This is a genomic window from Pseudomonas sp. P4_B4 (assembly GCF_056402255.1).
On record NZ_JBFUHS010000013.1, the window covers coordinates 56,604 to 82,006 of the forward strand.

The 25,403-nt window shown below is 62.1% G+C and carries 22 protein-coding genes; 17 read left to right on the forward strand and 5 right to left on the reverse strand.

Annotated elements, in window-relative coordinates:
- Nucleotides 1-88: 88 nt before the first annotated feature.
- A complete protein-coding gene (locus tag AC1DVE_RS15565; RefSeq protein ID WP_477784023.1) occupies nt 89-448 on the reverse strand; it encodes a DUF6124 family protein in 360 nt (119 codons plus the stop codon).
- A gap of 860 nt (nt 449-1,308) precedes the next feature.
- Nucleotides 1,309-2,148 carry an AraC family transcriptional regulator gene (locus AC1DVE_RS15570; RefSeq protein ID WP_223543318.1) on the reverse strand — a complete coding sequence of 280 codons (840 nt, stop codon included), beginning with the start codon at nt 2,146-2,148 and terminating at the stop codon, nt 1,309-1,311.
- Between the two features lie 94 nt (nt 2,149-2,242).
- On the opposite strand from AC1DVE_RS15570, the gene AC1DVE_RS15575 reads away from it, so the two are divergent.
- Nucleotides 2,243-3,163, forward strand: a complete 921-nt coding sequence (locus AC1DVE_RS15575) for a LysR family transcriptional regulator (protein WP_223543319.1) — start codon at nt 2,243-2,245, stop codon at nt 3,161-3,163.
- Between the two features lie 49 nt (nt 3,164-3,212).
- On the opposite strand, the gene AC1DVE_RS15580 is transcribed toward AC1DVE_RS15575, so the two are convergent.
- Nucleotides 3,213-4,127, reverse strand: a complete 915-nt coding sequence (locus AC1DVE_RS15580; RefSeq protein ID WP_223533767.1) for a LysR family transcriptional regulator — start codon at nt 4,125-4,127, stop codon at nt 3,213-3,215.
- Nucleotides 4,128-4,198: 71 nt separating this feature from the next.
- Here AC1DVE_RS15580 and AC1DVE_RS15585 point away from each other — a divergent pair, with 71 nt between their 5' ends.
- From AC1DVE_RS15585 to AC1DVE_RS15660, 16 genes are all read left to right on the forward strand, one after another.
- Nucleotides 4,199-5,239, forward strand: a complete 1,041-nt coding sequence (locus AC1DVE_RS15585) for an AraC family transcriptional regulator ligand-binding domain-containing protein (RefSeq protein WP_477784024.1) — start codon at nt 4,199-4,201, stop codon at nt 5,237-5,239.
- 491 nt (nt 5,240-5,730) lie between these two features.
- On the forward strand, nt 5,731-7,083 hold the full coding sequence (locus AC1DVE_RS15590; protein WP_223460060.1) for a UDP-glucose dehydrogenase family protein: 1,353 nt from the start codon (nt 5,731-5,733) through the stop codon (nt 7,081-7,083).
- Between the two features lie 131 nt (nt 7,084-7,214).
- Nucleotides 7,215-7,961 carry a sugar transferase gene (locus AC1DVE_RS15595; protein WP_223460062.1) on the forward strand — a complete coding sequence of 249 codons (747 nt, stop codon included), beginning with the start codon at nt 7,215-7,217 and terminating at the stop codon, nt 7,959-7,961.
- Nucleotides 7,962-8,609 carry a CpsD/CapB family tyrosine-protein kinase gene (locus AC1DVE_RS15600; protein ID WP_223460064.1) on the forward strand — a complete coding sequence of 216 codons (648 nt, stop codon included), beginning with the start codon at nt 7,962-7,964 and terminating at the stop codon, nt 8,607-8,609.
- 22 nt (nt 8,610-8,631) lie between these two features.
- The gene (locus tag AC1DVE_RS15605; protein ID WP_223460066.1) at nt 8,632-9,663 is read left to right on the forward strand and encodes a polysaccharide biosynthesis/export family protein; all 1,032 of its coding nucleotides are present in this window, start codon (nt 8,632-8,634) and stop codon (nt 9,661-9,663) included.
- A 15-nt stretch (nt 9,664-9,678) separates the two neighbouring features.
- Complete coding sequence (locus AC1DVE_RS15610; protein WP_223533768.1) at nt 9,679-11,271, forward strand: GumC family protein; 1,593 nt, start codon at nt 9,679-9,681, stop codon at nt 11,269-11,271.
- On the forward strand, nt 11,268-12,362 hold the full coding sequence (locus tag AC1DVE_RS15615; protein WP_223533769.1) for a glycosyltransferase family 4 protein: 1,095 nt from the start codon (nt 11,268-11,270) through the stop codon (nt 12,360-12,362). Before AC1DVE_RS15610 ends, AC1DVE_RS15615 begins: the two co-directional genes overlap by 4 nt.
- Nucleotides 12,359-13,726: an O-antigen ligase family protein gene (locus AC1DVE_RS15620; protein WP_223460071.1), complete on the forward strand. Its 1,368-nt coding sequence runs from the start codon at nt 12,359-12,361 to the stop codon at nt 13,724-13,726. Before AC1DVE_RS15615 ends, AC1DVE_RS15620 begins: the two co-directional genes overlap by 4 nt.
- Nucleotides 13,723-14,691: a glycosyltransferase gene (locus tag AC1DVE_RS15625; protein ID WP_223460072.1), complete on the forward strand. Its 969-nt coding sequence runs from the start codon at nt 13,723-13,725 to the stop codon at nt 14,689-14,691. Before AC1DVE_RS15620 ends, AC1DVE_RS15625 begins: the two co-directional genes overlap by 4 nt.
- The gene (locus AC1DVE_RS15630) at nt 14,684-15,820 is read left to right on the forward strand and encodes a glycosyltransferase (protein ID WP_223460074.1); all 1,137 of its coding nucleotides are present in this window, start codon (nt 14,684-14,686) and stop codon (nt 15,818-15,820) included. The genes AC1DVE_RS15625 and AC1DVE_RS15630 overlap by 8 nt, the downstream gene beginning before the upstream one ends.
- Before the next feature lie 12 nt (nt 15,821-15,832).
- Entirely contained in the window at nt 15,833-16,831 is a 999-nt protein-coding gene (locus tag AC1DVE_RS15635; RefSeq protein WP_223460076.1) for a polysaccharide deacetylase family protein, read from the forward strand.
- Nucleotides 16,828-18,132: a lipopolysaccharide biosynthesis protein gene (locus AC1DVE_RS15640; protein WP_223533773.1), complete on the forward strand. Its 1,305-nt coding sequence runs from the start codon at nt 16,828-16,830 to the stop codon at nt 18,130-18,132. The genes AC1DVE_RS15635 and AC1DVE_RS15640 overlap by 4 nt, the downstream gene beginning before the upstream one ends.
- Entirely contained in the window at nt 18,129-20,048 is a 1,920-nt protein-coding gene (locus tag AC1DVE_RS15645; RefSeq protein WP_223537919.1) for a hypothetical protein, read from the forward strand. Before AC1DVE_RS15640 ends, AC1DVE_RS15645 begins: the two co-directional genes overlap by 4 nt.
- Nucleotides 20,049-20,132: 84 nt before the next feature.
- Nucleotides 20,133-20,819, forward strand: coding sequence for an N-acetyltransferase (locus AC1DVE_RS15650; RefSeq protein WP_223460082.1), 687 nt, complete (start codon nt 20,133-20,135; stop codon nt 20,817-20,819).
- 4 nt (nt 20,820-20,823) lie between these two features.
- On the forward strand, nt 20,824-22,041 hold the full coding sequence (locus AC1DVE_RS15655) for a GNAT family N-acetyltransferase (protein ID WP_223460084.1): 1,218 nt from the start codon (nt 20,824-20,826) through the stop codon (nt 22,039-22,041).
- Complete coding sequence (locus AC1DVE_RS15660) at nt 22,013-22,807, forward strand: ChbG/HpnK family deacetylase (RefSeq protein ID WP_223460086.1); 795 nt, start codon at nt 22,013-22,015, stop codon at nt 22,805-22,807. The genes AC1DVE_RS15655 and AC1DVE_RS15660 overlap by 29 nt, the downstream gene beginning before the upstream one ends.
- Nucleotides 22,808-23,672: 865 nt before the next feature.
- Here AC1DVE_RS15660 and AC1DVE_RS15665 read toward each other — a convergent pair.
- Entirely contained in the window at nt 23,673-24,428 is a 756-nt protein-coding gene (locus AC1DVE_RS15665; RefSeq protein ID WP_223543321.1) for an HvfC family RiPP maturation protein, read from the reverse strand.
- 3 nt (nt 24,429-24,431) lie between these two features.
- Nucleotides 24,432-25,262 carry an HvfB family MNIO-type RiPP peptide maturase gene (locus AC1DVE_RS15670; protein ID WP_223459823.1) on the reverse strand — a complete coding sequence of 277 codons (831 nt, stop codon included), beginning with the start codon at nt 25,260-25,262 and terminating at the stop codon, nt 24,432-24,434.
- Nucleotides 25,263-25,403 lie beyond the last annotated feature (141 nt).

The window sequence follows — 25,403 nt, forward strand, 5'->3', positions numbered from 1 at the left end:
CATCACATTCAGCATGGATGTTGACTGACCCACCGCAATCGCGAGCAAGCTCGCTCCCACAGGTTTATTTTTTGTTGTTTCTACCGGGTTATTCCTGCGGGTCGAGATTATCCAGCGCGCGATTCACCGCCAGCTCACCGAGCATGATGATCTGCGCAATCCCCAGCAGCGCGTTGCGATGAGGGCTTTGCAGAAATCCCGCAAGGTCACTGGCCATGATGCTGGCCGAGGCCAGGGATTCGCAGGCGTGGGCCAATAGAGTTTCGGTATTGATGTCGGGGGCGATGACAAACATCGTGCTGGGTTTGTGCGATGGAGCCGGATCTTTTGCGGGGTTTAGGTAGTGATCCAGTGCGCGGTCGGCGGCTTCGTGGAGCTTTCTGGAGTCGAGCGAATCGTAGGGGGAAACGTCGTCGGATTGCGGGGGATTCGGGGTTGGTTTGAACATGGCGGAGCTCCTTTATACCTGGTGAAACCACCAAAACCCGTCGCTAAACAAGTAAGGGTGGCAGCTGTACGCAGGTTAGCGAACCGGGAGGTATAAGACCCGGCAGACCCGAAGGCCTCCCGCGCACAGCCACCATGTCGAAAATTGCAAACACACGAATATGTGCAATAGAGACTGGAGCCTTGTTGCGCTTATACCTGGTCGGGTCGCTAAACCCGGCCGCTGAATTTGCAGCGACAGGGAAACGATAAAGACCGGGTACAAGACTCACAAGCCGGCGGATTCTGGCGTAGTTGTAGGCAACGACGCAAGGCGGTGTGGCTTTCAGGAATAGTGGCTGACGGCTTTTAAACAGGGCTGTCAGAACACTGCATATTCCCTGTGGGAGCGAGCTTGCTCACGATGGCGGCATTACATCCGGCATTGGTGTTGACTGCTACGCCGCTATCGCGAGCAGGTCGGATCGCCGCACCGTCGCTCCTACAGAAAAGCAAAAGCAGAGCAGCCCACACCACCGCGTCGCTCCTCACCACTCATCAGGCCGAGCGTTAGCTCGCCTGCAGCTTTTGATCTTGATCCACCCGCCCCCTCGGAAGGCTGAGTGGAGGCGTTCATCCGGGGGTGGGCGCGCAGCGCCGTTCGGCGCAGCCGAACACATCGAGAGGAGGTCGAGCGAAGCCGACCGGAGGCGATGCCCCCGGATGAATGCCGGAGCGAAGGAACCCCGAGCCTTAGCGAGGGGCCGTACGTTCGGGGCGAGCGTTTTTTCGCTTCCTTTTTTAGGCGCTTGTAAAAAAGGAAGTCGCCGTAAGGGCGAAACCATAAGCCGCCGTTACCGCAGCAACGGATATGTACACACCCTACAACCCCAGACGAAACTGCTTCGGAGTAATCCCGAACTGCTTACGAAACGCCCGAATAAAATTACTCGGCTGCCGATACCCCAATCGCTCGGCAATCCGCTCAATCGGCTGATCCCCCGCCGTCAACCAGTGCCGCGCCAACTCCAGGCTGTCACTGCGGGTATGCTGCGCCGCCGCAGTCTGCCAGTGCCGCAACATGCTCTGATGCAAAAACCCATTGGCCCCGAGCAAAGGCTCATCGAGGCTAGCCGCTGACAGGCTCAAACACGGATGTGCCCCCTCCAGCACCTCGATACCCACGCTACGCAACCACTGCCCGGCAGCCTGTTGCGGAGTCAAGTGGACCGCGACAAACACCTGCGCCGGCGCTCGCCCCAAACGCCGGGCAATGTTACGCACCAACGTCAGGGTCGCCGCATCGAGGCCGAAAAAATGCGGCTGCCGGTCAACACTGCGCAAATGCAAGCGGGCCTGCCCGTCACCCTCCTCCAGTTCCGCCACTACGTAGTTGGTCACCCGTGGCAGGAAATCAGTGAAACACGCCAGGCTCGCGCGCAGGGTCGCGGCGGAGTCCAGCAGAATGTTCAACCCCCGCAATGTGGTGGTCGCCATGCCGTTGACCAGTTCGCAGCCAAACGCCCCCCCCGCGCCCGCACGTTCACATTCACTCCACAGGCGTTCAACCAGGTGCGCGGGCACATGCAGGTCCTGCCCTTCGAGCAACGACAGGCAGATGCCGGCCCGTTGCAACAGTTGGTCCTGACACAGGCCGGACTGCCGGGCATGGCTGAGAATGGTGCGGGTGAAGGCGCTGGAAATGAACAGTTGACGGGTCATGGCACGTTACGGCGAGAAGACAGGCGTGTACTTATGCCAGCCTCTATGCTATCGATCCAATGCATTAAAAGTATCCGCAGAATGCAGGAGGCGCATGATGGACCTACGACAACTCCGCCACCTTGTCGCCCTGGCCGATTACCGCAACTTCGGCCGTGCCGCCGAGGCGATCAACCTCAGCCAGCCCGCCTTCAGTCGCAGCATCCAGACCCTGGAGCGCGACCTCGACTGCGCGCTGGTAGAACGCAGCAGCCGCGAATTCCGCCTGACTGGCCAGGGTGAACTGGTGCTGCAACACGCCCGGCGCCTGCTCGCCGGCAGCCAGGCCCTGCACAACGAACTGACGCAATACAACGGCCTGACCGGTGGCGAGTTGCACTTCGGTTGCGGCCCGTACCCGGCCCAGGTGCTGGTACCCGAGGCGCTGGCGGAATTCATCCAGGCTCATCCGGCGATCCGCATCAGCTTCCACCAGGGCGACTGGGAGCAACTGGCGGTCTGGCTTCGCGAACAGCAGATCGAATTCCTCGTGGCCGACGCGCGGTACTTCACCGGTGACCCGCAATATCAGGTGCAACTGCTGCGCCCTCGACGTGGTCGGTTCTTTTGCCGTATCGGTCATCCCTTGGTGCAGCAGCAGAACCTGTCCCTGCGCGCCTTGCTCGACTACGCGGTGGTCGGCACGCGAATACCGCCGATGATCCGCAAGATCCTCGCCGACGTACAGGGCGAGGCGGACTTCAACCCGAGCGTGGAATGCGCGCAATTCGATGCCATCCGCCGCGTGGTGATGCGCTCCGACGCGGTGGGCATCGCCACTGTGGAGGCCTTGGCCGAACTGGTCGACCAGGGTCTGATCCGGCTTCTGGAATTTACCGATGTCCCCAAGGAGGACCCCGGCCTGCAATTGCACTACGGCATCGTCAGCCGCGCCGGCCATTCCCTGACACCGGCCGCGCTGGCGATGGTCGATGCGGTGCTGACGGTCGACCGGCGCTTGCTGGCGTCGAATTAGGTGCATCTGAACTACACACGCCCCCACAGGGTTTGATGTCACCTCGAAATCACGCACGCCGCGCCAGCGCCTGCAATGCCCGGGGCTCACCAAGGGCACGCAGCAGGCAGTGCATCGCCTCCTCGCGACTGCGCTCGAAGCGATAGCGCGACTCGATGTACAGCGCCAGTTTCAATTCCACCGGTTCGTCCAGGGGCAGCGGCACCTGTTGCAAGCCCAGCACACTGGCGACCCGGCTTGGCAGACTGATGCCGAACGGCTGGCGGTCGGCGATGAGCTTTGCGGCCAGGGTGCTTTGGGTGCTCATCGCCACATTGCGGCGCAGGCCTTTCAAGCCAAGCTGCAAGTCCACCGGGCTGAGCCCGTCACGGCGGCTGGATACCTGAATCTGTGGCTGCTGCAGATAATCCTGCAGGGTGCGCGGCGGTTCCTTGAGTGCGGCGCCATAGGCGAACACGTAATGGTCGGCGGGCAATGCCTGTTTGTGCAGGCCGGCAAGCCCGGCCAGCGGCTGGTCGAGGTCGATCAGGATATCCAGCTTGCCGCTGGCCAGGTCCTGCAAGGCGTCGCGGCGCCGGGGCTGGAAATAACGTACCTGCCAATCGGCTTGGGGCGATTCGAGCAAGGCATCGAGCAGCACCGGTTGCAGGCAATCCAGACAACTGATGCGCAGCAGCGGATTGTTCTGCCGTGCGGCGGGAATCATGCGCAAGCCATCGCGCAACGACTCGAGCGCGGCACGCACGTAGTCGGCCAGACGATGGGCGACCAGTGTCGGCGTCACCCCCAGGCGACTCTTGATGAACAGCGGGTCGCCGCACAGTTCGCGCAGGCGACGCAACGCATTGCTCATGGCCGGTTGCGACAGACACATCACCTCGGCCGCACGGGTGACGCTGCGCTGCTGGTAAATCGCATCGAAGGCGAGCAACAGGTTCAAATCGAGCTGGCGTAAATCAAGCATGGTCTTGCTCCGGCAAATCGCTTAACGTCGGGCAGCCTAACCAGTGTTCCGGAACAAGCTGTGAGCCCTACATGACAAAAAGCGATCAGCCACTGCACGATCGATCAATACCCAATGCGTTCTACGCGCCGACCCTGTTGCCGGCCATCGAAGAATTGCTGGCCCGTGGCGTGGACCGGGACAGTATCGAGGGCCTGTTTCGTCGCAGCCTGTTCGAGTTGCGCACGCCATTCATGCGCATTCCGCTGTTCATGTCGCGGCGCTTCTGGGCGTTTGCCCTGGAGCAGAGCGGCGATCCGCTGATCGGCTTGGCGGCCGGTCGGCGTTTCGTTTCCACCGCCACCAATGGCCTGACGTACCTGTTCGACGTGGCCGACTCACTGGACAGCGCCTGCCAGTACTTCGTGCGCTTCTTTCCGTTTTTCAACGGGCACTTCCAGGCACAGATCGTGCGCGGCGACGACAGCGTCGAATTGCACCTGCTCGACCGCGGCAGCGTGAAAACCAGCGCGGCAACCACCGATTACATCCTCATCAGCCTGTGCAGCATGTTGCGGCGCAAATTCCTCGCCAGCGGCCTGGAGCGTGATCCGGTTCTGGGCGTCGGGCTGGCCGGTGTCTGCACGGCCAATCCGCAGGAACATCAACAAGCCTTCCGCGCACCGGTGCAATGGGGGCAGGCGCAGCACTCGATCCGCCTCGATCCACAGCTGTTCGTCATCCCGTTGACGCCGGGCAATCATGAACTGGAACACACGCTGGTCGAGTTGCTGGAGCAGACCCGACGCAACAGCGAACCGACCTTGCTGGAGCAAGTCTGCGACCATTTGATCGGCGACCTCGCCGAGGCCAACTGGCAGCAATTCTGTACCACCCAGCATTTGCTCGAGCGCACCGCCGCCCGACGCTTGAAGGCGTTGGGCTGGAGCTTTTCAGAATTGCTCGACGAATACCGCCGCTACCGGGCCGAAGACTTTTTGCAGGGGACAGACCTGGAGCTGGTGGAGATTTCCGACCGCCTGGGCTACAGCGATGTGCAAAGCTTCAACCGTGCTTGCCTGCGGTGGCTGGGGTGCGCGCCGGGCTCCTGGCGAACCCGGCAAGGTCGATAAAAAACCACACCAGCGGCCAGGTGATCGTCATCCTGAGCAACCAGCACATTGAATTGACGCCCGTTGCCGCTCACAGGCGGCTGGCTGACAAAGACGGCATCATTGAATTTGCTATGACTCGACAGGCACTGGACCCATAGGTTGTCGGACATTTTTAACACTAGCATTGCGCCATCTTTGCGTAAGAACTGTCGGATTCTGTTAAAAATTGTCATTAATTCGGCGACTCAAACCTGACACAATCAAGCAGCTACAACCCTTGTACTTCAAGGCTTACGACCGCTTGTCGCTTTCTTGAGATTTTCGCCAAACAGCCAAAGTCGGAGGGGAAACCCAATAGTGGTGCGACTTTGATGGCAATAGCCCCCACATTTGGGGGTATCTCGCCTCTTTTACATGCCGGTTTGCTTACACGGTTTGCCTAGGCTGGTCTATACCCCTTTTGACAGTCTTATTTCGCAACTCTCCACCGTTTTACGAGGCACGCTAATATGGACGTGAGCGTATTTGGTACGGGCTATGTTGGCCTGATACAAGCAGTTGCGCTGGCCGATGTCGGACATCGCGTCCTGTGTGTCGACATCGATCCGAACAAGATCCGGCAACTGCAACAAGCCGTGCCTCCGATCAGTGAGCCGGGGCTTTCCGGCACCCTTGAAGAAAACATCAAGGCCGGTCGCCTGCTCTTCACCACCCAGGCCAGCGATGCGGTAGAGCACGCCGAGCTGATCTTCATCGCCGTCGGTACGCCCGCCGACGAAGACGGTTCGGCCGACCTCAGCCATGTGCTGAACGTGGCTCGGCAGATTGCCGGCTTCATGGAGGCCGACCGCACCCTCATCATCAAGTCCACGGTGCCGGTCGGCACGGCGGACCAGGTCAGTGCCACCGCCTTTGAAGAGTTGCAGCGCCGCGGCAAAGGTTCGCTGAAGGTACGGGTGGTGTCCAACCCGGAGTTTCTCAAGGAAGGCAGTGCCCTGGCCGATTGCATGCGCCCGGACCGGATCATCGTCGGCACCGGTGACGATGAAGCCCGCAGCCAGATGAGCGAGCTCTACGCGCCGTTCTGCCGCAACCACGACAAATTGATGTTCATGGACAACCGCAGCGCCGAGCTGACCAAGTACGCGGCGAACGCGATGCTGGCCACGCGCATCAGTTTCATGAACGAACTGGCCAACCTCACCGAATTGTTGGGCGCGGACATCGAGGCGGTGCGCAAAGGCATCGGTTCGGACCCGCGCATCGGTTACCACTTCATCTACCCCGGCTGCGGCTTCGGCGGTTCCTGCTTCCCCAAGGACCTGCGCGCCCTGTTGCACACCGCCGAACACGCCGGAATGCCCCTGAAATTGCTGCGTAGCGTGACCGACGTCAACGACCACCAGCGGCATATCCTGTTCAGCAAACTCAAGGCGCAATTTCCCGGTGGACTGGCCGGCAAGTCCATCGCCGTGTGGGGCCTGGCGTTCAAACCCAACACCGATGACATGCGCGAAGCACCGAGCCGTTACCTGATGGAGGCACTCTGGGCCGAAGGTGCGAGCGTGCATGCCTACGACCCGGAAGCCATGTCCGAATGCCGGCGCATTTACGGTTACCGCGACGACCTGCATCTGTGCGCCACCCGCGATGACACACTCGAAGACGCCGATGCCCTGGTGATCTGCACCGAGTGGAAGAACTTCCGCGTGGTCGACTTCGACAGGCTGGCGAGCAAACTGCGTAATCGGGTGATCGTGGACGGGCGCAATCTCTACAGCCCGGAACAGGTGGCGGCCGCCGGCCTCCACTACAGCGGCATTGGCTTGCGCCACATCGTGCCCGAGGCCGTCCATCCATGAACACTCTCGTCACCGGAGCGACCGGTTTTATGGGTGCCCGATGAGGGACTGGGGCGCTTCGTTGCCTGGTTCCGCACTGACTACTGACTGCGTCGCCCATGCCGCACACGGCTGAACTCTGCGGGGAATTTATGTCTGAACACGAAAAAAGTGTGCCACTTAGCAATATGCGCAGGGACAAGCGCCTGGACCCCGAGCAACGCAAGCGCATGGATGCCGCCATCCACATGCAGGGTTGTGGCTGGATAACCGGTCGCGAAGGTGGCCGGCCGTGGACCCTGTCGCGCACCAACCGCGTCCTGGCCTGCTTCGGCGCGCTGCTGGTCCTGGTGCTGATTTCCCCGGTGCTGCTGGGGCTGGCGCTGGCCGTCAAATTCACCAGCCCGGGGCCGGTGATGTTCGTGCAGAAACGCACCGGCTACCGCGGCCGCATGTTCGGCATGTACAAATTCCGCACCATGGTCGTCAACGCCGAGGAGCTCAAGGAGTCCCTGCGGCACCTGAACAAGCACGGCGCCGACGCCATCGATTTCAAGATCGACAAGGATCCGCGCATCACCGGTATCGGCAGTTTCCTGCGGCGCACCAGTCTCGACGAGCTGCCGAACCTGTTCAACGTGGTGACCGGCGACATGCGCCTGGTAGGCCCCAGGCCGACTTCGTTCAACGCCTACCGCTACAAGGACAAGCACCTCGCGCGCCTGAGCATCTACCCCGGCATGACCGGCCTGTGGCAAATCTCCGGGCGCAGCAATATCGACTTCGACCAGCGCGTTGAATTGGACCTCACCTACATCGCCCAGCAGAGCCTGCTGCTTGATTTGAAGATTCTGTTGAAAACCCCGTTCAAAGTTTTCAGCGGCCACGGAGCAAGTTAAATGGACGGTTCAACGGCTAAAAGCCTCAGCATTGCCAGCCCGAGCGAGTCCAACCTGACATCAACCGTACTCGACCAGAACCTGCGGATCCTTTTACTGACCGCCGCCAACCCCGGCGCGGGCACCACCACCAGCGCCCTGGCGCTGGCCAGTCAACTGGCGAAGATGAGCAGCGGCCTGGTGCTGCTGGTGGATGCCAGCCAGTCGGCGACCAACCTTACGCAACAGTTGGGGCTGAGCAAGGAACGGGGGTTTCGCGACTTGATGTTCAACACCCAGAGCCCGCCCTTGTTGCAGGACTGCGTGGTGGACGTCTCCAGCCTGCCCTTTCACGTTCTGCCATTCGGCCGATACTTCCGTGGCAATGAACACCTGACACCCGAACTCCTGAGCCCGCTGCTCGATCAACTCGGCATCCGCTACCGCTTCGTGGTGATCGACGGCGACGCGGTGTATTCGGCCTCCGACACCCTGGTCATCAGCACCCAGGTGGACGGCGTGGTCCTGGTCGTGCGCGCGGAAGACACTCGCTGGGAAGTGGCCCAGGCCGCGGCCCAGCGCTTGAGCCAGGCGGGAGCGAAGCTGGTCGGCAGCGTGTTCAACCGACGCAAGTACTACATGCCCGAATGGCTGTACAAAAACCTGTGAGCAGTCAGACAAGGATGACGCCATGAACGCCAAGATGCTTGTCCTGCTGTTGCTACCCCTTGCAGGTTGCTCCAGCACTTCCTCCGACGAATCACAAAGCATGCCGGTGCAAATCCTCACGGCCCCACCGGCCAACGCCCAGGCCACTGACGTGCCCAAGGTCGAGCAGACCCTGCGCCCACAGGATGTGCTAGACGTGATCTTCCACATCAGCACTAGTGGCTCGGCCGCCTATCGCGTGCAGTCCGGGGACACGATCGCGCTGAACTTCACCGCCGCCAGCCAGTTCAACGGCAACCAGTTGGTGCTGCCCGATGGCACCATCGAACTGCCGGGGGCCCACACCACGGTGAAAATCGAGGGCCTGACCCGCGATGAAGCACGGGACGCGATTCAGCGCGCCTACGATCGCAAACAGCTGTTCCAGCCCAACCGCAATCAGCTGTCAGTGATGGTGGTGAACCCGCTGGCCAATGAATGGAACCTCAAGTCCGTGCTCAACCACCCCGCCACCGGCATGAGCCGGGAAATCACCGTGGGCACCGACGGCTACGCCAGCTTCCCGGAAATCGGTGCCGTGCCGCTGCAAGGCATGACCGTCAACCAACTGGAGGCCTACCTCAACAAACGCTATGCCACCCTGCCGGGGCGCATGACCGTGGACGTGCTGCTCAAGTCCACCGCCGGCAACGAAATCTATGTACTGGGTGAAGTCGGCCAGCCGGGCTCCTACCCGATCCGCCGCCCGGTGTCGGTGCTCGAAGCCCTGACCATGGCCCGCGGTTCCAACGCCAAGGCACGCCTGGACTCGGTGATGATCATGCGGCGCAACGGCAACCAAGTGGTCGCGCATCGTTACGACGTGGAAAAAGCCTTGTCCGGCGACGCCACCCAGATCGCCTACCTGCAAGCGGACGACATGCTGTACGTGCCCAAGACCAAACTGGCCAGCGCCGGTGAGCTCGCGCGGCAACTGGCGGACGTCGTGTTGTTCCAGGGCATGGGCCTCAGCTTCAGCTACCGCGTCGACAACAAAGACGACAGCAGCAACTAACTCTCAGGTACCCACATGAATCCAAAGGAAAACTACCTGCATGAGTTCTTCAGGATCTTCTTCGCCAACAAGCAGCTGGTGAAGCGAGTCTTCCTGATCTTTGCCGTGATCGCCGTGGTCTTGCCGCTGTTGCTCAAGCAGAGTTTCGATATCACCGCCCAGGTGATCGTGCAGTCCAAGAAAATCTCCCAGGGGGATGCCACCAGCACCCTCACTCAGGAAAACGCTTCCTTCATCCCGCCGTCGCTGGCCGACATGGAGACCGAGAGCAATATCCTGCGTTCGCCGGCCTTGATCCGCCAGACCATCAGCGAGTTGCGCGAAAAGGGTGAGTACACGCAGCCCGTGAGCGCCTTCAACAAACTGCTGGTGCAGCCGCTCAAACGGTTTGTGATCAATCCCGTTCGCGAACACGTGATCAACCCGGTTCGCAGCCTGCTCGGGCTGCAGACCGATCCGGTACGCGACACCCTGCTCGATGCCCTCACGCAACAAGCGTCCGCTGCCCTCAAGGTTGAAACCTTGCCGGGCTCCAACGTGATCTCGATCGTCTACCACTTCCCTGACCCGGCCCAGGGCACCCGATTCGTCACTGCCCTGCTGCAAAACTACCTGGTCACCCGCCAGGAAATGCAATCGATCGACCTGCCGCAGAGTTTCTACGAGACCAAGAAATTGCAGTACCAGGTGCGTCTCGATGGCCTGGAAGCCAATCGCCTGGCCTTGCTCGAAAGCATCGGTTCGTCCGACCCCAAGGAAGAAATCACATTCCGCCTCAACGCGATCAACACCGAGGAGCAGGCACTCAACCTGTATCAGGACCGACTGCTGCAAAGCCAGCGCTGGCTCGATTACCTGAAAGCCAGCCTGGCGACCGCCAACAATGCCAGATTCAACGACTACACCTTCCCCTACACCTTCACCACCACGGTCGACAGCGTCGCGTTCGAAGACCGCGAGATCAAGCAACTGGGTGAGCGACTGACGACCCTGGTCAGCCGCTACATGGACGACCTGGCGGTCTTGCAGCCTGGCAGTGATCCGATGCAAATGGCCCGCGAGCAAATCATCCGGGCCCGTGGGCAATTCCTGAAGATCGTCAGCAACCGGATTCAGGAGCGCACCAGCGACCTGGTGACGATCAGCTCGGTCATCGACCAGAAAAACGCGCGCATTGCCGAGTTCAAGAATCGCATCCATCAATTGCAGGAAACCCGTAGCAAGCTGCGGCAGATGGACACCGAGATCAACGCGCTGCACAAGGCGTTCGCCACCTATGCCCAGCGCTTCGCTGAAAGCAGCACCGCGCGCGCACTGGACAACGACCTGTCCAACGCACGGATACTCAGCCCGCCGTTCGAACCGACCGAAGCGGCGTTCCCCAAGCCGATGCTGATCATTCCGTTCGGGCTGTTCACCGGTTTGCTGCTGGCGATTGCCCTGGTCTATGTGCGTGAATTCTTCGACCACCGCTTCAAGCACCCTGCGCAAATCACCCATGAACTGGGCTTGCCGGTGCTGCTGGTGATCAATGATCACAGCACCCAGCCGAACAACCCGCACAAGAACTGGAGCGTACCGGCCCTCGTGCATTGGGTGCGCAATTGAACGCGCCGCTCGGCACCGCCCACGACCTGCCGATCATTCATTTGCTCAGCAGCGGCGGCTTCTATGGCGCCGAGCGGATGCTGCTGGATCATTGCCTGGCGACGCCGGGGCAGCACCAGGTGCTGTTTCTCGATGCGCCGCCAGAGCTGATCACGCGATTTCGCCAGGCCGGTGTCGATTGCCTCGGCTGTGCAGGCCTGGGCGCATTGCTTGGGCATTTGCGCCAGCGACGGGACCGGCGGCCACTGATCAATACGCACAACTTCAAGGGCCTGTTGTTCGGCTGGCTCGGCGCCACGCTGTTGCGCCTGCCACTGGTGATCACCCAGCACGGCTTCACCCCGCGCAGTCGCAAGCAGAAGTTCTACACCTGGCTGAGCCTGCAATTGTGCCGCACAGCCTCGGTGAACCGGGTGGTGTGTGTCGCCGAAAGCATTGCGGCGCTGCACCGTCAGGCCAATGTGCGCACGGACAAGTTGCAGGTAATCCCCAACGGCCTGCCGGAGGCCGACGACTTGCTGCCGCACAGTGGCGAGCGACAACGCTGGCTGGCTGGCTACGTCGGGCGCCTGAGCAGCGAAAAAGGCCCTGACCTGTTTCTCGATGCGCTGATCCCGTTGTGTCAGCAGTACCCGCAACTGGACGCGGTGATGCTCGGCGACGGGCCGGAGCGCGAAAGCCTGCAGGCGCGGATCGACGAGGCAGGCTTGCAGGCGCGCATCACATTACCGGGTTACCAGACCGACATGCGCACCTGGTGGCGACAACTCGATGCGCTGGTGATCAGTTCGCGCACCGAAGGCACGCCCATGATTCTGCTCGAAGCGATGCAGGCCGGGGTGCCGGTGGTGGCCTTCGGCGTCGGCGGGATTCCCGATGTTTTGCAGGACCGCCACAACGGCCTGCTCGCCGCGCCCACCGACAGCACCGCCCTCGCCCGCCAGATCGGCGCGCTGCTGGGTGACCCGGCCCTGGCCGGCGAGTTGATCGACAACGCAAAACGTACGCAACGGGACCGCTACGACCTCAAGGCCCTGGCCGAACGCTGGTCGCAGCTTTACATCCGCACTGCACGGGAGGCACGTGCGTGATTGTTCCGCTCTCGATCGTCAGTTTGCTCGGCCTGGTCTGCCTCGGATTGCTGGCCAGCCCCTATCCGTATCTGGCGCCGGGAGCGGTGCTGGGCCTGGTGGGTGTCGCGGTGCTGTACCGCAAGCCTGCCTGGGGCCTGCTGGGGATTGTCGCCATCCTGCCTTTCGAGGGGCTGTTCAAGGACAGCGCGCTGTCGGGCTCCAAGTTCCTCGGGGCTTCGCTGGCGCTGATCCTGATGCTGCAACTGGCGATTCACCAACTGCCGTCCGAGCGCCTGCGCAGCAATATCTGGCGTTTCCTGGTCGGGTTCATGGTGCTGTACCTGCTGAGCCTGTTGAACACCGACGACATGGGCTTCTCCCTGGGCCACCTGCGCGAATTGAGCGTTGGCCTGATTCTGTTTGTCATCACCCTGCTGGTCGGACGTGAGTTGAACCTCGACATGTTCGCCAAACTGGTTGCCGTCAGTGTCGCGATGACCTGCGCCATGGCGATGTTCTCTGCCAAATACCAGGACGAAGGCCGTGCGTCCGGCATGCTCAATGACCCGAACGAATTTGCCCTGATGATCGCCTTCGCCGTGCCCATGGCGCTGTTGCTGGTGGTCCGCAGCCCGAACCGGTTGCACCGGTTGTTCTGGGGGGCCTGTGCCCTCGTGCTGCTGGCCGGCATGACCAAGACTGAATCCCGTTCGGGGCTGGTGGTGTTGCTCCTCAGCCTGTTGATCGGCACGTGGCACTATCGCGCGCAGTTACCACATATTCGTCCACGCCACCTGGGCTTTGCCATGCTCGGCCTGACGATTGTGATTACGCTTGGGCTCTATGCGATGCCGGCAAGTTACGTGGCGCGCATCCAGTCGCTGAGCATCCTCAGCTCTGGGGCCAAGAGTCAGGACGCGTCCCTGGGCCGTCGCGCCTCCTACATTGTGGTCGGCAGCGCCATGATCGCCGAGAACCCCTTGCTCGGCACCGGCCCCGGCACGTTCCCGCTGCACTACGCCACCACCGGTTATGCCAAGACCTTTTCCGTCAGCGGCAAGACCGACGACCTGTACCGCCGCGCCCACAACACCTACCTGGAAATCTTCAGTGAACTGGGGATTCCCGCCGGCCTGATGTTCGTCGGCATGCTGGCCCTGGGGTTGTACAACCTGATTCGCGCCCGCCGGGCCTGGCTGTTGCGAGGAGACGGGCATCAGGCCGATCTGATGACCCACCTGAGCATGAGCTTTCTGTCGTTGACGTTGTTCCTGATGTTCCTCAGCGCGCCGAACCATAAGTATCTGTGGATCATGCTCGCGTTGACCGGCGTGCTGCGCACGAAAGCCGAAGAAGCCCCGCTGAAAGAGGTCAAGGCATGAATTGCATCAGCATCATCATTCCAATGTACAACGAGGAGCAGCACATCGCCCGGACCCTGCTCGCGGCACGACATGCCGCCGAGGCGGCCAACGTCGAATGCGAGTTGATCGTGCTCGACAACGGCTCCGACGACCAGGGCCCGGACATTGCCCGGCAGTTCGGCGCCCAGGTTCTGGTCCTGCCCGGCCTGCTCATCGGCGCATTACGCAATCGCGGAGCGGCGATTGCCAGTGGTGAATGGCTGGCCTTTATCGATGCCGACGTCGAGATGCCCGAGAACTGGCTCAAGCTGTTGTTCGACCTCGAGTCCGGCGGCCAGGCCGATGTCATCGGCCTGGACCTGCACACCCCGGCCGAAGCGCCGTGGTACGCCGACGCCTGGCAGCGCCGCACCTTGCGCCCCGATACGCAGCCGCTGCATGTCGCGCAATGGCTGCCCACTTGCAACCTGCTGATGCGCCGTCGCTGGTTCGACAAGGTCGGTGGTTTCAATGAACAACTGCGCACCGGCGAGGACAAGGAACTGACCATGCGCCTGGTCGACGCCGGTGCCAAGCTGCTCTCGGTCAACCAAAGCGTGGCGCTGCATTGGGGTTACGAATGCAGTTGGCGGGAGTGGATGGGCAAGGAACTGTGGCGCCAGGGCAGTCATCTGCAACTGCTGCGCACCCATGGCCCGAGCCTGCGGTTGCTGCGCTTTCCGCTGCTGTCGATTGCCGCCTGGGTGATCGATTTCATGGCTATTTCCGCCCTGTTCGACGGTTTCCCCCATCATTCGTTGCTGATGCTGCTGCTGACCGTCCTGCCCGCCCTGGCACTGAGCCTGCGTCAGAGTGCCAGGCACCGCGACCCGCTCCTGACCCTGCAACTCTGGGGCCTGCACTGGGTGCGCCTGCACCTGGCGGGCGCCGGATTCATCCTCAGCCTTTGTCATTGGAATGCCAGGAGGCCCGCCCGTGGCTGAATTCATTTACTGGTTGTGCCTGTTGCTACCGGTTTACGCCTACCTCGGCTACCCCCTGTTGCTGACCTTGCTGGCGCCGTTTTACCCGGCACCGCGCCACGGACCGGCCCAACCGATGGACGTAAGCATCGTGATTGCCGCGCACAACGAAGCGCGGCATATCGAAGAAAAACTGCGCACTGTGCTGGCCCAGGATTATCAGGCCCGCTCGCTGCACATTATCCTCGCCAGTGACGGCTCGACCGACGACACCGTGGCCTGTGCACACAAGGTCAATGACCCGCGCATCACCGTGCTTGACCTGCCCCGCCAGGGCAAGGCGGCGACGCTCAATGCCGGGGTCGCGATCAGCAGCGGCGCGATCCTGGTGTTCACCGACGCCGACAACCAATGGTCCACCGACACCCTCGGCCATTTGCTCGCGCCGCTCAACGACCCGCAGGTCGGTGGCTGCGCCGGGCATATGGTGATCCCGGTGACCGGCAAGGGGTTGAGCGTGGGCGACAGCCTGTATCGGCATTACGAAGGCTGGCTGCGCTACGTGGAAAATCGCACCGGCTGCATGGTCTCCGCCGATGGCGCATTGCTCGCCCTGCGCCGCGAGTTGTTCCAGAGCGTGCCGGCGGAGGTCAACGACGATTTCTTTATCAGCACCTGCGCGCCGGTGGCGTTCAAGCGGATTGTCTACGTGCCCCAGGCCCGGGTAATCGACCAGGGTGTGGACGAAGCCGACAAGCAATTCCGTCGCCGTCAGCGGGTCACGGTGGGTGGCTTGCAAAGCCTGGCCCAGCGCCGGGAGCTGCTTAATCCGCGGACCCATGGCCTGTATGCGATTGCGTTGATCAGCCACAAGCTGATCCGGCGGCTGGCGCCGATCCTGTTGCTGCCGTTGCTGCTGAGCAATTTCTGGCTGTGGGAGGATCACGGCTTTTATCGCCTGAGCCTGATCGCTCAACTGCTCGGTTACACGGCGGCCATTGCCGGCCTGCTGGATTCGCAACACCGCTTGCCCAAACCCTTTCGCCTCGCCGCGTTCCTCCTGGTGACCCTTGCCGGGATGAGCATCGGCCTGTGGCAGTTCCTGCGCGGTCAGCGTTACGCCCAATGGAACCCCGAGCAAAATCGATGAGAGGCGCGTGCCGTGGCGATCAAACAACTGTTAAAACGCACCAGTGGCTGGCTGTACCTCAACTCTCCGGTCGGGCGCAATCAACTGCACGGCGCCGGGGTGATCCTGATGCTGCACCGGGTGCTGGCCAGCGACCAGGCCGCCGAACTGCCCCATCGCAATGAACTGTGCGTCGGGCCAAAGGCGTTTGAACATCTGCTGGCGTGGTTGAAAAAACACTTCGACTGCGTGCCGCTGATGGACATTCTGCAACCGGGTGCGCGCTCGGAGCGGCCAAAAGTGGCGCTGACCTTCGACGACGGCTGGCGCGACAACGCGCTGAACGCGTTCCCGCTGCTGCAAAAACACCAGGTGCCGGCGAGCATCTTTCTGTCCACCGATTTCATCGGCAGCCGCCAGCGCTTCTGGTGGGAAAGCATTGGCGAAACCCTGTGGAACAGCCATGGCGAACAGGCACGCCTGCAGCTGATCGAACGCTTGCAGCAACTTGGGCGTCCGTTGCCGGCATTGTGCGACGACCCGGATCAGCAACGCCGCAGCCTGGCGTTGCTGAACTTTTTGCAGAGCCTGAAAACCCTGTCACCCCTGGACCTCAATCGCCTGACCGACGACTGCCCGCAAGAGTCGTTGCCCCAGGCGCTGGACTGGCAGCAAGTGCGCCACCTGGAAGCGTCCGGCCTGGTGCGCTTCGGCCCCCACGGCGCCAGCCACGCCATCCTCACCGGTCTCGACGATCAACGCCTGGATGAAGAACTGAACCGCAGTCGCGAGGCGCTGCTCCACGGTTGCAACCGGCCGTTGCCGGTTTACTGCTACCCCAATGGCGACAACGATGCGCGGGTGCGCCAACAGGTGGCCAGGCATCACTTCCCGTTTGCCCTGGGCACCGACACCGGCATTTATCGAGGAACCGAAGATCCACTGGCCCTGCCACGCTTCGGCGTCAGCCAGCGCACCGCGCGCAATCCCGGGTTGCTGTCCTGGCGCATCTACCGTGGGGCGCGTCCATGAGCCGCAACAACTACCTCAGGCACCTGGCCCTGAGCATGGGCACCAAACTGGTGATGATCGCCCTGCGCTTGCTGCGCAACGTGTTGCTGGCGCGGATTCTCGGCCCCAGCGAACGGGGCTTGTTTGCCTTGCTCAGCGCCCTGCCCGACCTGATCAGCGCTGCCACCAGCGGCGGCTTGAATTCAGCGGTGGGCTACCAGGCGGCCAAGCAGCGACCGATGGGCTTGCTGCTCAGTCAGGTGCTGCTGTTCGGTTGTCTGCCGGCGGCGTTGCTGACCTTGCTGGTGGTGGCGCTGACCCGCGAGTTCGGCAGTGAACTGGGCATCACCACGCAATTGGGCCTACTCGCCTGGCTGTTGCTGTTGGCGGTGCCGCTGACCGTGCTCAAAAGCGGTTTGCTGACCCTGCACAACGCCTCGGGCGGCGTGGTCGCCTTCAATGCCTTGCGCCTGATCGAGTCGCTGGCGCCGCTGCTGGTGTTCCTTGCCCTGTTCTGGATGTGGAAAAGCGCGGCCCTGGAAGCGGCGCTGATCAGTTGGCTGACGGGGATCAGCCTGGTGGTGCTGGCCGGTTCGGTGTGGCTCAGGCGCGAGCATCCGCTGAACCTGCAATGGGACCGCGCCAGCCAGAACGAACTGCTGCGCTACAGCGCCCGCAGTCATCCAGACCTGCTGTTCCAGCAAGTGATTCTGCGCTCCGACTACCTGTTCATCGGTGCCCTGCTCGGCACCACGGCGCTGGGTCACTACGCCATGGCCAGCGCGGCCGCCGAGTTGCTGCTGATCGTTCCGGAAGCAGTGACCACACCGCTGATGAAGCGCCTGCTGCAACAGGAAGAAGGCATCGAAAAAGTCACGCCACTGGCCTTGCGCTTGACCGCTACGGTGATGCTCGGCGCTTGCCTGACCATGGCAGTGGTCGGTGAATGGTTGATCGTGACGCTGTTTGGCGAGGCCTATCAGCCTGCATATCCTGCGTTACTGGCGCTGCTGCCGGGCCTGTTGGGTCTGTGCTACATGAGCATTCTGCGCCTGGACCTGCTGGGCAAGAACCGGCCCGGCACGATTTCGTTGTTGATGGGCCTCAGCGCCCTGCTCAACCTGGCGCTCAATGTGCTGCTGATCCCGACCTACGGCATCGTCGGCGCAGCAGCCGCATCCTCTATCGCGTACCTGGCCGTGACCCTGGCGCTGTTGGTGGTGTATTGCCGGTTGAGCCACGTGCCGGTCTGGCAAACGCTCATCGTCCTGCCCGGCGACATCGCGCCGATGCTGCTGATGCTGCAACGGAAATCGGCATGAAACACCTGTTATTGCTGGTGAGTCTTGGCCTCGGGCTGAGCGCCGAAGCCGCAACCATGCGTTGGGCCGATATCCGCGACGGCAGCCTGTACCTGCAAACGGACCGCCCCGACAGCCTGACCGTGCTCTGGGCCCCGGTGTGGCAGGCTGAAGCCAACGAAGAGCACCTCTACTTGCTCGACGGCCAGGGCAAACTCCAGAGCGAACGACTGATTGCCGCCAATGAGCCCCGCGGTAGTCAACGCTGGAACCTGGCGCCGGCAGCCGCCAGTTATCGACTGGAAATTCCCGGCTACAGCTTCCGCCGTTATACGGTTGAGCACGACGACCACACCGTCGCACTGTTCGCCCCGGCCAAGGTGCATTTCAGCGCCGAGCCCCGGGACGGTGACGAGTTGTATTTCAAGGTCGCGGCCGGTGAGCACGCGGTGCTGGCCGGAAAATTCCACGGCGGCGTCGGCGCGTTGCAAGCGCAGCGCGTGAGTGACGGCCAACAACTTTCACTGTCTCTAAAGCCTTACCCCGCCTATTGGCAGTTCGACAAAATCGAGTTGCCCGTTGCAACCACCGATCAAGTCTGGCGCCTGCACCTGCGCGGTAGCGGCAAGGTCGCATTCTGGCTCGACGGCACGGCCAACCTGTTCGCCCAGAACCCGCAACAGCTCAAACCCTTGCGCGAAGACGAAGGCCAGACCCGGCTGACGCTGCACAACGACGTGCTCGGCAAGACCCCGAACCTGGGGATCGCCCTGCCCTATGCGCGACTGCCGGATTCCAGTTTCGCCGTGCTCGATGCCCTGCAACCACAGGCCGGAACCTATTACAGCCTGGTCGACATCATGGCGACGCGGCCGCATTACGAAGACGTGTTCCGCCGGCTGTATCAGGATCGCTTGGGCATCACCCAGGACATCACCCTGCTGGCCGGCAGACAGCGCCAGGCCTACCTGCGCGCCGACACCACCAGCAACGCCGGCCTCGACGCCTGGCTCGCCGCCACACGCGCACTTGGCGGCAAGGGCACGCACTACATCGGCTTTGCCGACGAACCGAACCTCAACTACCCGGACTACGCCAGCTACCAGCGCATCTTCAACAGCATGGCCTGGCAAGTGCGCAGCAACCCGGACAACGCCAAAGCCGGCGTACGCATCGCCATGCCGGCCAGTTCCCGGTTCGTCAATGGCCCGTTCGTCGACCATGCCGCCGACAAGCGCGGCATCGACTGGGCCCGACGCTTGCTGGCCGAGTCCGGCGACAAGATCGATGCGCTGGCCTGGCACGAATGGATGGTCCGCGACCTGCTGGCGACCCGTGTCTACCGCGATAGCGTACGCAAAGCGGCAGAGCTGGTGGGGCTCGACGCCCAGGGACGACCGCGCAAAGCCCTGTTGCTGGACCAGACCAACATGTCCAGCGGGGCCAGCCTCAGCCCTTACGATCAGGAAACCCACTACGCCTCGTTATGGTGGGCCTCGGTCATCATCAATGCTTCCCAGGACGGCTTGCTCGACATGCTCGGCTGGTTCCAGGCCGCCGACGAACCTGAGTATCCCAAGGGCATGTTGCGCGTGCTCGGCGAGGATGAATTCGAGCTCAAGCCCGTGGGCCTGGCGCAGCAATTTATCCGCCAGCATTGGCTACACGATGTCATGCGCCTGGAGAACGACGCCTTCGAGGTTGACGTGTTGGCCATGTCTGCCGGGCACCAACGCAGCCTGCTGGGCGTCAACAAAGGCTCACGCTTGCAGCGTGTGAGCCTGGCCGGCACGCAATGCCCATTGGCCCAGGGATCATTGCGTTATTTCGGCGCCGACAACCGCAGTCGCGACGCATCTTTCAAATGCCTGGAGGGTCACATCAACTTCGATTTACCAGGAGAAACCCTGTTTGCCCTCAGCTGGAGCACCTCATGAACGTCATTGATTTTTTACCGCGTGGACGATTCGTCGCGCCTTGAGTCAATCCACTCACGGCCAACACCGTCAGGAGTCGAAAACATGAATGTTCTGAAAAAACTCAGCGATCACATCAAGCAAAAAGGCTTGCGCGCCACCGTCGGCAAAGTGTGGAAACACTACGTATTTTTCCACGAAGAACTGTTGTGGATGGAGCGTGATCTGGTGAGCCCGGTACCACCACACAACCTTCGGCCCTATTCACCGCTGCGGCTGGAAACCATCACCCCACAGAACGCCGTGGCGTTCGCCAAACACTTCGGCGATCGCGTGGGCACCATGGCCGAATTGGCGTCCGAAGGCTACACCGGGCACATGTATCTGGATGAAAACGGCGATACCGTGGCCTTTATCTGGGGCAGCACACGCGATTATCTCGACCGTCATTACTACGGCTGCATGTTCCCGGTGAAGCCAGGTGAGTTCTTCGAGTTCGCCATCGAGCAGATTCCTGCCTACCGGGGCACCACGCTGTCGGTCGATTTCCAACTGAACCTGTGGAAAGCCATGGCTGATCAGGGTTGCAACAAAGTGGTGGATATCTGCGAGTCCCACAACATTCCCGCGCTCAAGATGCACATGCGCATGGGGTATCGCGAGCAGGGACGGATCATGAACATCTACCACCTGTTCGGCTGGCGCTTCTTCCGCGAAACCCGCTACAGCGGTTCCCGCCTGAATGCCTTGCGCAAACCGGCACCCTCTCCTGTTCCGGCCGAGGCGAGCTGATCTTATGTCTGCACGATTCGAATGGCGCACTTCGCTGTGCACCGACGACTTTCCGATAGCGGCTTACGAAGCGTTGCGCCTGCGCGTAACGGACCACACACCGTTCAACACCCTGGCCTGGCTGTACGCCTCGGAACTGGCACTCAATCCGGGCGAGCAGTTGCACGTACTGCTTGGCTGGCAGGGTGAAGAACTGGCGCTGTGCCTGCCGCTGGTGGCGTCCGTGGAGCGCTTTGCGCGTTTGCCGTTTCGGGTCCTGCATCATTTGGGCTATCCCCTCGCCGACCGCCTCGCACTGCTGACGAGGCTGGACGACGACAATTTACGCAAGGCGCTGACGCAGATCCGGCAACGCCTGCCCCATGCCGTGCTGCAACTCAACGAACTGGCCGGTTCCACGGCCCAGGCACAGGCCCTGGCGCCGTGGCAGGCATTGAGTTCGACCGCCGAACAACGCCTCAGCTGTCGAGTGCCGGTGCACCTGATCAGCGAGGCCGACCATCAGGAAGTCTCCGGCGACCCGCGCTACAAACTGCGCCGCGCGCGCAAACGCATCGCCGCGTGTGGTGCCCAGGTGCGGCGGATTACCCCCGACTCCCTGACCATGGGGCCGCTATTGCAGGAAATCAGTGAAGTCGAAGCCGTGAGCTGGAAAGGCGATGAAGGGGTCGGGATCTTTTCCGATGCCCGCCATCGCCAGTGGATGGACCGCGCCTTCACCGCCCTGGCGGCCCGAGGCCTGGTGCGCGTGGTAGTGCTGGAGCTGGAGGGGCGCTGCATCAGCTATCGACTCGGCTTGCTGGAACAGGGCCGACTGTACGACTACAACCTGGCGTTCCTGCCGCAATATGCCGACCTGGGCAGCGGCCGGGTGCTGCTCGAAGAGTGGATTCGCTGGGGCCTCGAAGACAACTGGCAGTGGATCGATGCGTCACGGGTCAGCCTGGAAAACTCCAGCCATCAACTGCACGAACGCATGACCGGGCAACTGGAACACTGGCGCTGGAGTTTTTACTCCGGGCGCCCCAGCGGTCTGCTGCTGGGGCTGGCCTTGCGGATCTGGCAACGCTTCAAACCCCGATTGCAGCAATGGCGCGCCAGACGCGCCGCGGCCGCAGTCGCCACCCCGGCGCCCGGCGCGGCACCTGCTGTCAAAGCGCCTGCGCCTACGGAAAACCTCAAGGAGGGTAAACATGCCTCGGCAAGTGATAGTCAACGCTGACGATTTCGGCCTCAGTGCCTGCGAAAACGCGGTGATCCTGGGCGCGTTCCAGGCCGGGCTCATCAGCTCCGCCACCGCCATGGCCAACATGCCGGCTTTCGAAGCGGCCTGCGTCCTGGCCCGGCATCCGTTGCTCGAAGGCCGCATCGGCCTGCACTTCAACCTGACCTACGGCCGGCCGTTGAGCCAGAGCATTGTGCAGCGTCCGACGTTTTGCGACGGTGCCGGCGTGTTCGACCTCAAACTGCCCCGCACCCGCCTATGGCTCGGGCGCCGGGATCGCCACGCCGTGCTCGAAGAACTCGAAGCCCAGTGGCAGCGTTGCCTGGACAACGGCCTGCGCCCCAGCCACCTGGACTCCCATCAACACGTGCACAACATCTGGCCGATCGGCGAGATCGTCGCGCGCTTCGCCGCCCGCCAGGGGGTGCCGGTGCGTCTGGCACGCAACCTGGGACAAAACCTCAGCCTGCCCAAGCGCGTGTTCAAGGACCTGCTCAACCGTCGCCTGAGCAACCTGGCCGGCGCCACCGCCGACTACGTGTGCACCCCGGTGGATCTGCGCAACGCCGAGCCGCCACCCGACGGACTGCTGGAAATCGTCGCCCACCCGAACCAGCTCGGCGCCGACTTCGGCGATGCCTACCTGGAACCGGGCGAGTCCTTGAGTGTACTGCTGGAACAGCGCTTGCCGGGTGTGCCGCGGGTGGCCTATGCCGCTGCGGGCGATGCTGCGCCTCACCGCGCACAGGGCGTTCTGGAGTAATCCGCAATTCCTGTGGGAGCGTGGCCCCGCGATGGCTGCCTAGCAGGCGGCGTGGTTTTTTGCGGGTGTACATATCCGTTTCTGCGGTAACGGCCGCTATTGGTTCCGCCCTTACGGCGGGTCACTTTCGAAAAGCGCGAAAGTAACCAAAGCGCTTTGCCCCTGACGTTCGGTGCCTCGCCAAGTCTCGGCATGCCCTCGCTCCGGTCCTGCTCCGTGGGCTCACGAGGGGGCAAGAAGATCAAAAGCTAAAGCCAAAGCAAAAGCGAGGCGGCCTACCGGCCGGCCTGATCGCGGGGTTCGTTCGCCTGTGAGAATTGAGTCGGCTGACAGACCGTCTTCGCGAGCAAGCCCTCTCCCACAGGTACTCAGTACATCCGAAAAGTTTCGATCGGCTGTCAGGTCGTCATCGCGAGCAGGTCGGATCGCCGCACCGCCGCCCCCACAGAAGAGCAAAAGCAGTGCCGCGTACACCCACGCTCTTCACCACTCATCAGGCCGAGCGTTAGCTCGCCTGCAGCTCTTGATCTTGATCCACCCGCCCCCTCGGCAGGCTGAGTGGAGGCGTTCATCCGGGGGTGGGCGCGCAGCGCCGTTCGGCGCAGCCGAACACATCGAGAGGAGGTCGAGCGAAGCCGACCGGAGGCGATGCCCCCGGATGAATGCCGGAGCGAAGGAACCCCGAGCCCAGGCGAGGGGCCGTACGTTCGGGGCGAGCGTTTTTTGGGTTACTTTTTTTAGGCGCTTGTAAAAAAAGTGACTCGCCGTAAGGGCGAAACCATTAGAGGCCATTACCGCAGAAACGGATATGTACTCAATCGACCAAGAACCTGGTCAGCCCAAAGACCGCCAAGGTCAAAGAAGATCAACCGCCCCCAACAACCCCCTCCCCATGCATCTGCCGCAACAACCCCAGACCACCCTCGAAAAACGCCGAAGAGCCAACCTGCCCCGCCTCCACCGCCAATCCTTGCAACTGCTCACGCCCGGTCAACTCGGGAAACTCGCCAATCCTCTGCAACAACCGCCACGCCAACGGACTCAATTCGGAAAACCTCACACTCCAGTCCTCCGCCCGCCGTACCAGCAACAAGGTCGGCTGAGCAGGTAAAACGTCCGGCTGATAATCCGGCCCCACCCGTTGCACCGGCCAGGCATACGCCAACGGCCAGGCCAGCGGCGACACCCGCAAGTGCCGATCCAGCAGCAACGCGGAATCACCGCCAACCAGAGGCTCGGCATCAGACTGTTGCAGCGCCATTTCCACCCACTCGTAATGCGCCAGCTCCACCATGAACGGCGGCCACGGCCCATCGCTCAACGTCTGAGGCCCGGCCGAGAGAAACTCGACAAACTCTTGAGCAATCTCACCAAATTTCGGCGTGCAGGCGCGGTAGTCCCGCAGAAAGATCCGCACCAGCGACCGCCAGCGTTCATCACCCAGAATCTTCACCAGCACCGGAAAAGTGCCACTGAGCAGCGAAGACAGGTTGGCGAACACCAGATCGCGATAAACCTGTGCCCGCACCGGGTCCATTTCGCTGGGTGGCGCGTTGTGTTCAGGGTCGCGCAGGTACAGGCCCATGGTGGTTTGTTGATGCAAAAGACTCGACTTCTCCACGGTTCAAACCTCCTGTTGCAAACGGCGAATGGTCTGCAATTCCGCCACCAGTTCGGCGAATGCCGGAAAGTTGAAATCCCGCTCCAGCAAGGTCGGTTGTGCGCCAAACCGGGCATAAGCCTGGGCCAGCAACGACCAAACCGCCGGTTTGACCGAAGCGCCGTGGGTGTCGATCTTCAAGGTGTCGGACTCGTCGAAATGCCCGGCAATGTGCATCGCCACCACCCGGCCCGAATCGATGCCAGCCAGAAACGCCTGCGGATCGAAGCCGTGGTTGATCGAATTGACGTAGACGTTATTGACGTCCAGCAACAGGTCGCAATCGGCCTCGCGCAGCACGGCATTGGTGAATGTCACCTCGTCCATGTCCTGTTGAGGCGCGGCGTAATAAGAGACGTTTTCCACCGCCAGACGTCGCCCGAGAATGTCCTGGGCCTGACGGATACGCGCCGCGACGTGGTGCACCGCTTCTTCGGTAAACGGCAACGGCAACAGGTCGTACAGGTGGCCGTCATCGCTGCAATAGCTCAGGTGCTCGCTGTACAGCGGCACGTTGTAGTGATCGAGGAAGCTGCGAACCTCATGCAGAAAATCGACGTCCAGCGCCGACGGCCCGCCCAGGGACAGGGACAAGCCGTGACAGGACAATGGATAGCGTTCAGCCAGGGCGCGCAATGCCGCGCCGTGGGCACCGCCGATACCGATCCAGTTTTCCGGGGCGACTTCCAGAAAGTCGAAATCGCCTGCCGGTGCGGCCTGGAGGTCTTTCATTAAACCGCGGCGCAGGCCCAGGCCGACGCTGGCCTTCGCTACGGGAGTGACGGGGGTTTGCATGATGTCGATCTCAGACGATGGCTGGGGGTACGGGCACCGAATCGATGCCCGCCGTCAGACACAGTTAATCGAAGCGGTGTATCGGGCCTGTGTTCACTTGTGCCGGAAAATGCCAGCGTGTGTATCGCCAGCAAGTCCATA

Coding starts and splice junctions, on each gene's coding strand:
- AC1DVE_RS15645 (WP_223537919.1), top strand. CDS start 18,129: ATGAAACACCTGTTATTGCTGGTGAGTCTTGGCCTCGGGCTGAGCGCC.
- AC1DVE_RS15570 (WP_223543318.1), bottom strand. CDS start 2,148: ATGACCCGTCAACTGTTCATTTCCAGCGCCTTCACCCGCACCATTCTC.
- AC1DVE_RS15580 (WP_223533767.1), bottom strand. CDS start 4,127: ATGCTTGATTTACGCCAGCTCGATTTGAACCTGTTGCTCGCCTTCGAT.
- AC1DVE_RS15640 (WP_223533773.1), top strand. CDS start 16,828: ATGAGCCGCAACAACTACCTCAGGCACCTGGCCCTGAGCATGGGCACC.
- AC1DVE_RS15585 (WP_477784024.1), top strand. CDS start 4,199: ATGACAAAAAGCGATCAGCCACTGCACGATCGATCAATACCCAATGCG.
- AC1DVE_RS15575 (WP_223543319.1), top strand. CDS start 2,243: ATGATGGACCTACGACAACTCCGCCACCTTGTCGCCCTGGCCGATTAC.
- AC1DVE_RS15605 (WP_223460066.1), top strand. CDS start 8,632: ATGAACGCCAAGATGCTTGTCCTGCTGTTGCTACCCCTTGCAGGTTGC.
- AC1DVE_RS15670 (WP_223459823.1), bottom strand. CDS start 25,262: ATGCAAACCCCCGTCACTCCCGTAGCGAAGGCCAGCGTCGGCCTGGGC.
- AC1DVE_RS15655 (WP_223460084.1), top strand. CDS start 20,824: ATGTCTGCACGATTCGAATGGCGCACTTCGCTGTGCACCGACGACTTT.
- AC1DVE_RS15600 (WP_223460064.1), top strand. CDS start 7,962: ATGGACGGTTCAACGGCTAAAAGCCTCAGCATTGCCAGCCCGAGCGAG.
- AC1DVE_RS15565 (WP_477784023.1), bottom strand. CDS start 448: ATGTTCAAACCAACCCCGAATCCCCCGCAATCCGACGACGTTTCCCCC.
- AC1DVE_RS15650 (WP_223460082.1), top strand. CDS start 20,133: ATGAATGTTCTGAAAAAACTCAGCGATCACATCAAGCAAAAAGGCTTG.
- AC1DVE_RS15660 (WP_223460086.1), top strand. CDS start 22,013: ATGCCTCGGCAAGTGATAGTCAACGCTGACGATTTCGGCCTCAGTGCC.
- AC1DVE_RS15610 (WP_223533768.1), top strand. CDS start 9,679: ATGAATCCAAAGGAAAACTACCTGCATGAGTTCTTCAGGATCTTCTTC.
- AC1DVE_RS15590 (WP_223460060.1), top strand. CDS start 5,731: ATGGACGTGAGCGTATTTGGTACGGGCTATGTTGGCCTGATACAAGCA.
- AC1DVE_RS15595 (WP_223460062.1), top strand. CDS start 7,215: ATGTCTGAACACGAAAAAAGTGTGCCACTTAGCAATATGCGCAGGGAC.
- AC1DVE_RS15625 (WP_223460072.1), top strand. CDS start 13,723: ATGAATTGCATCAGCATCATCATTCCAATGTACAACGAGGAGCAGCAC.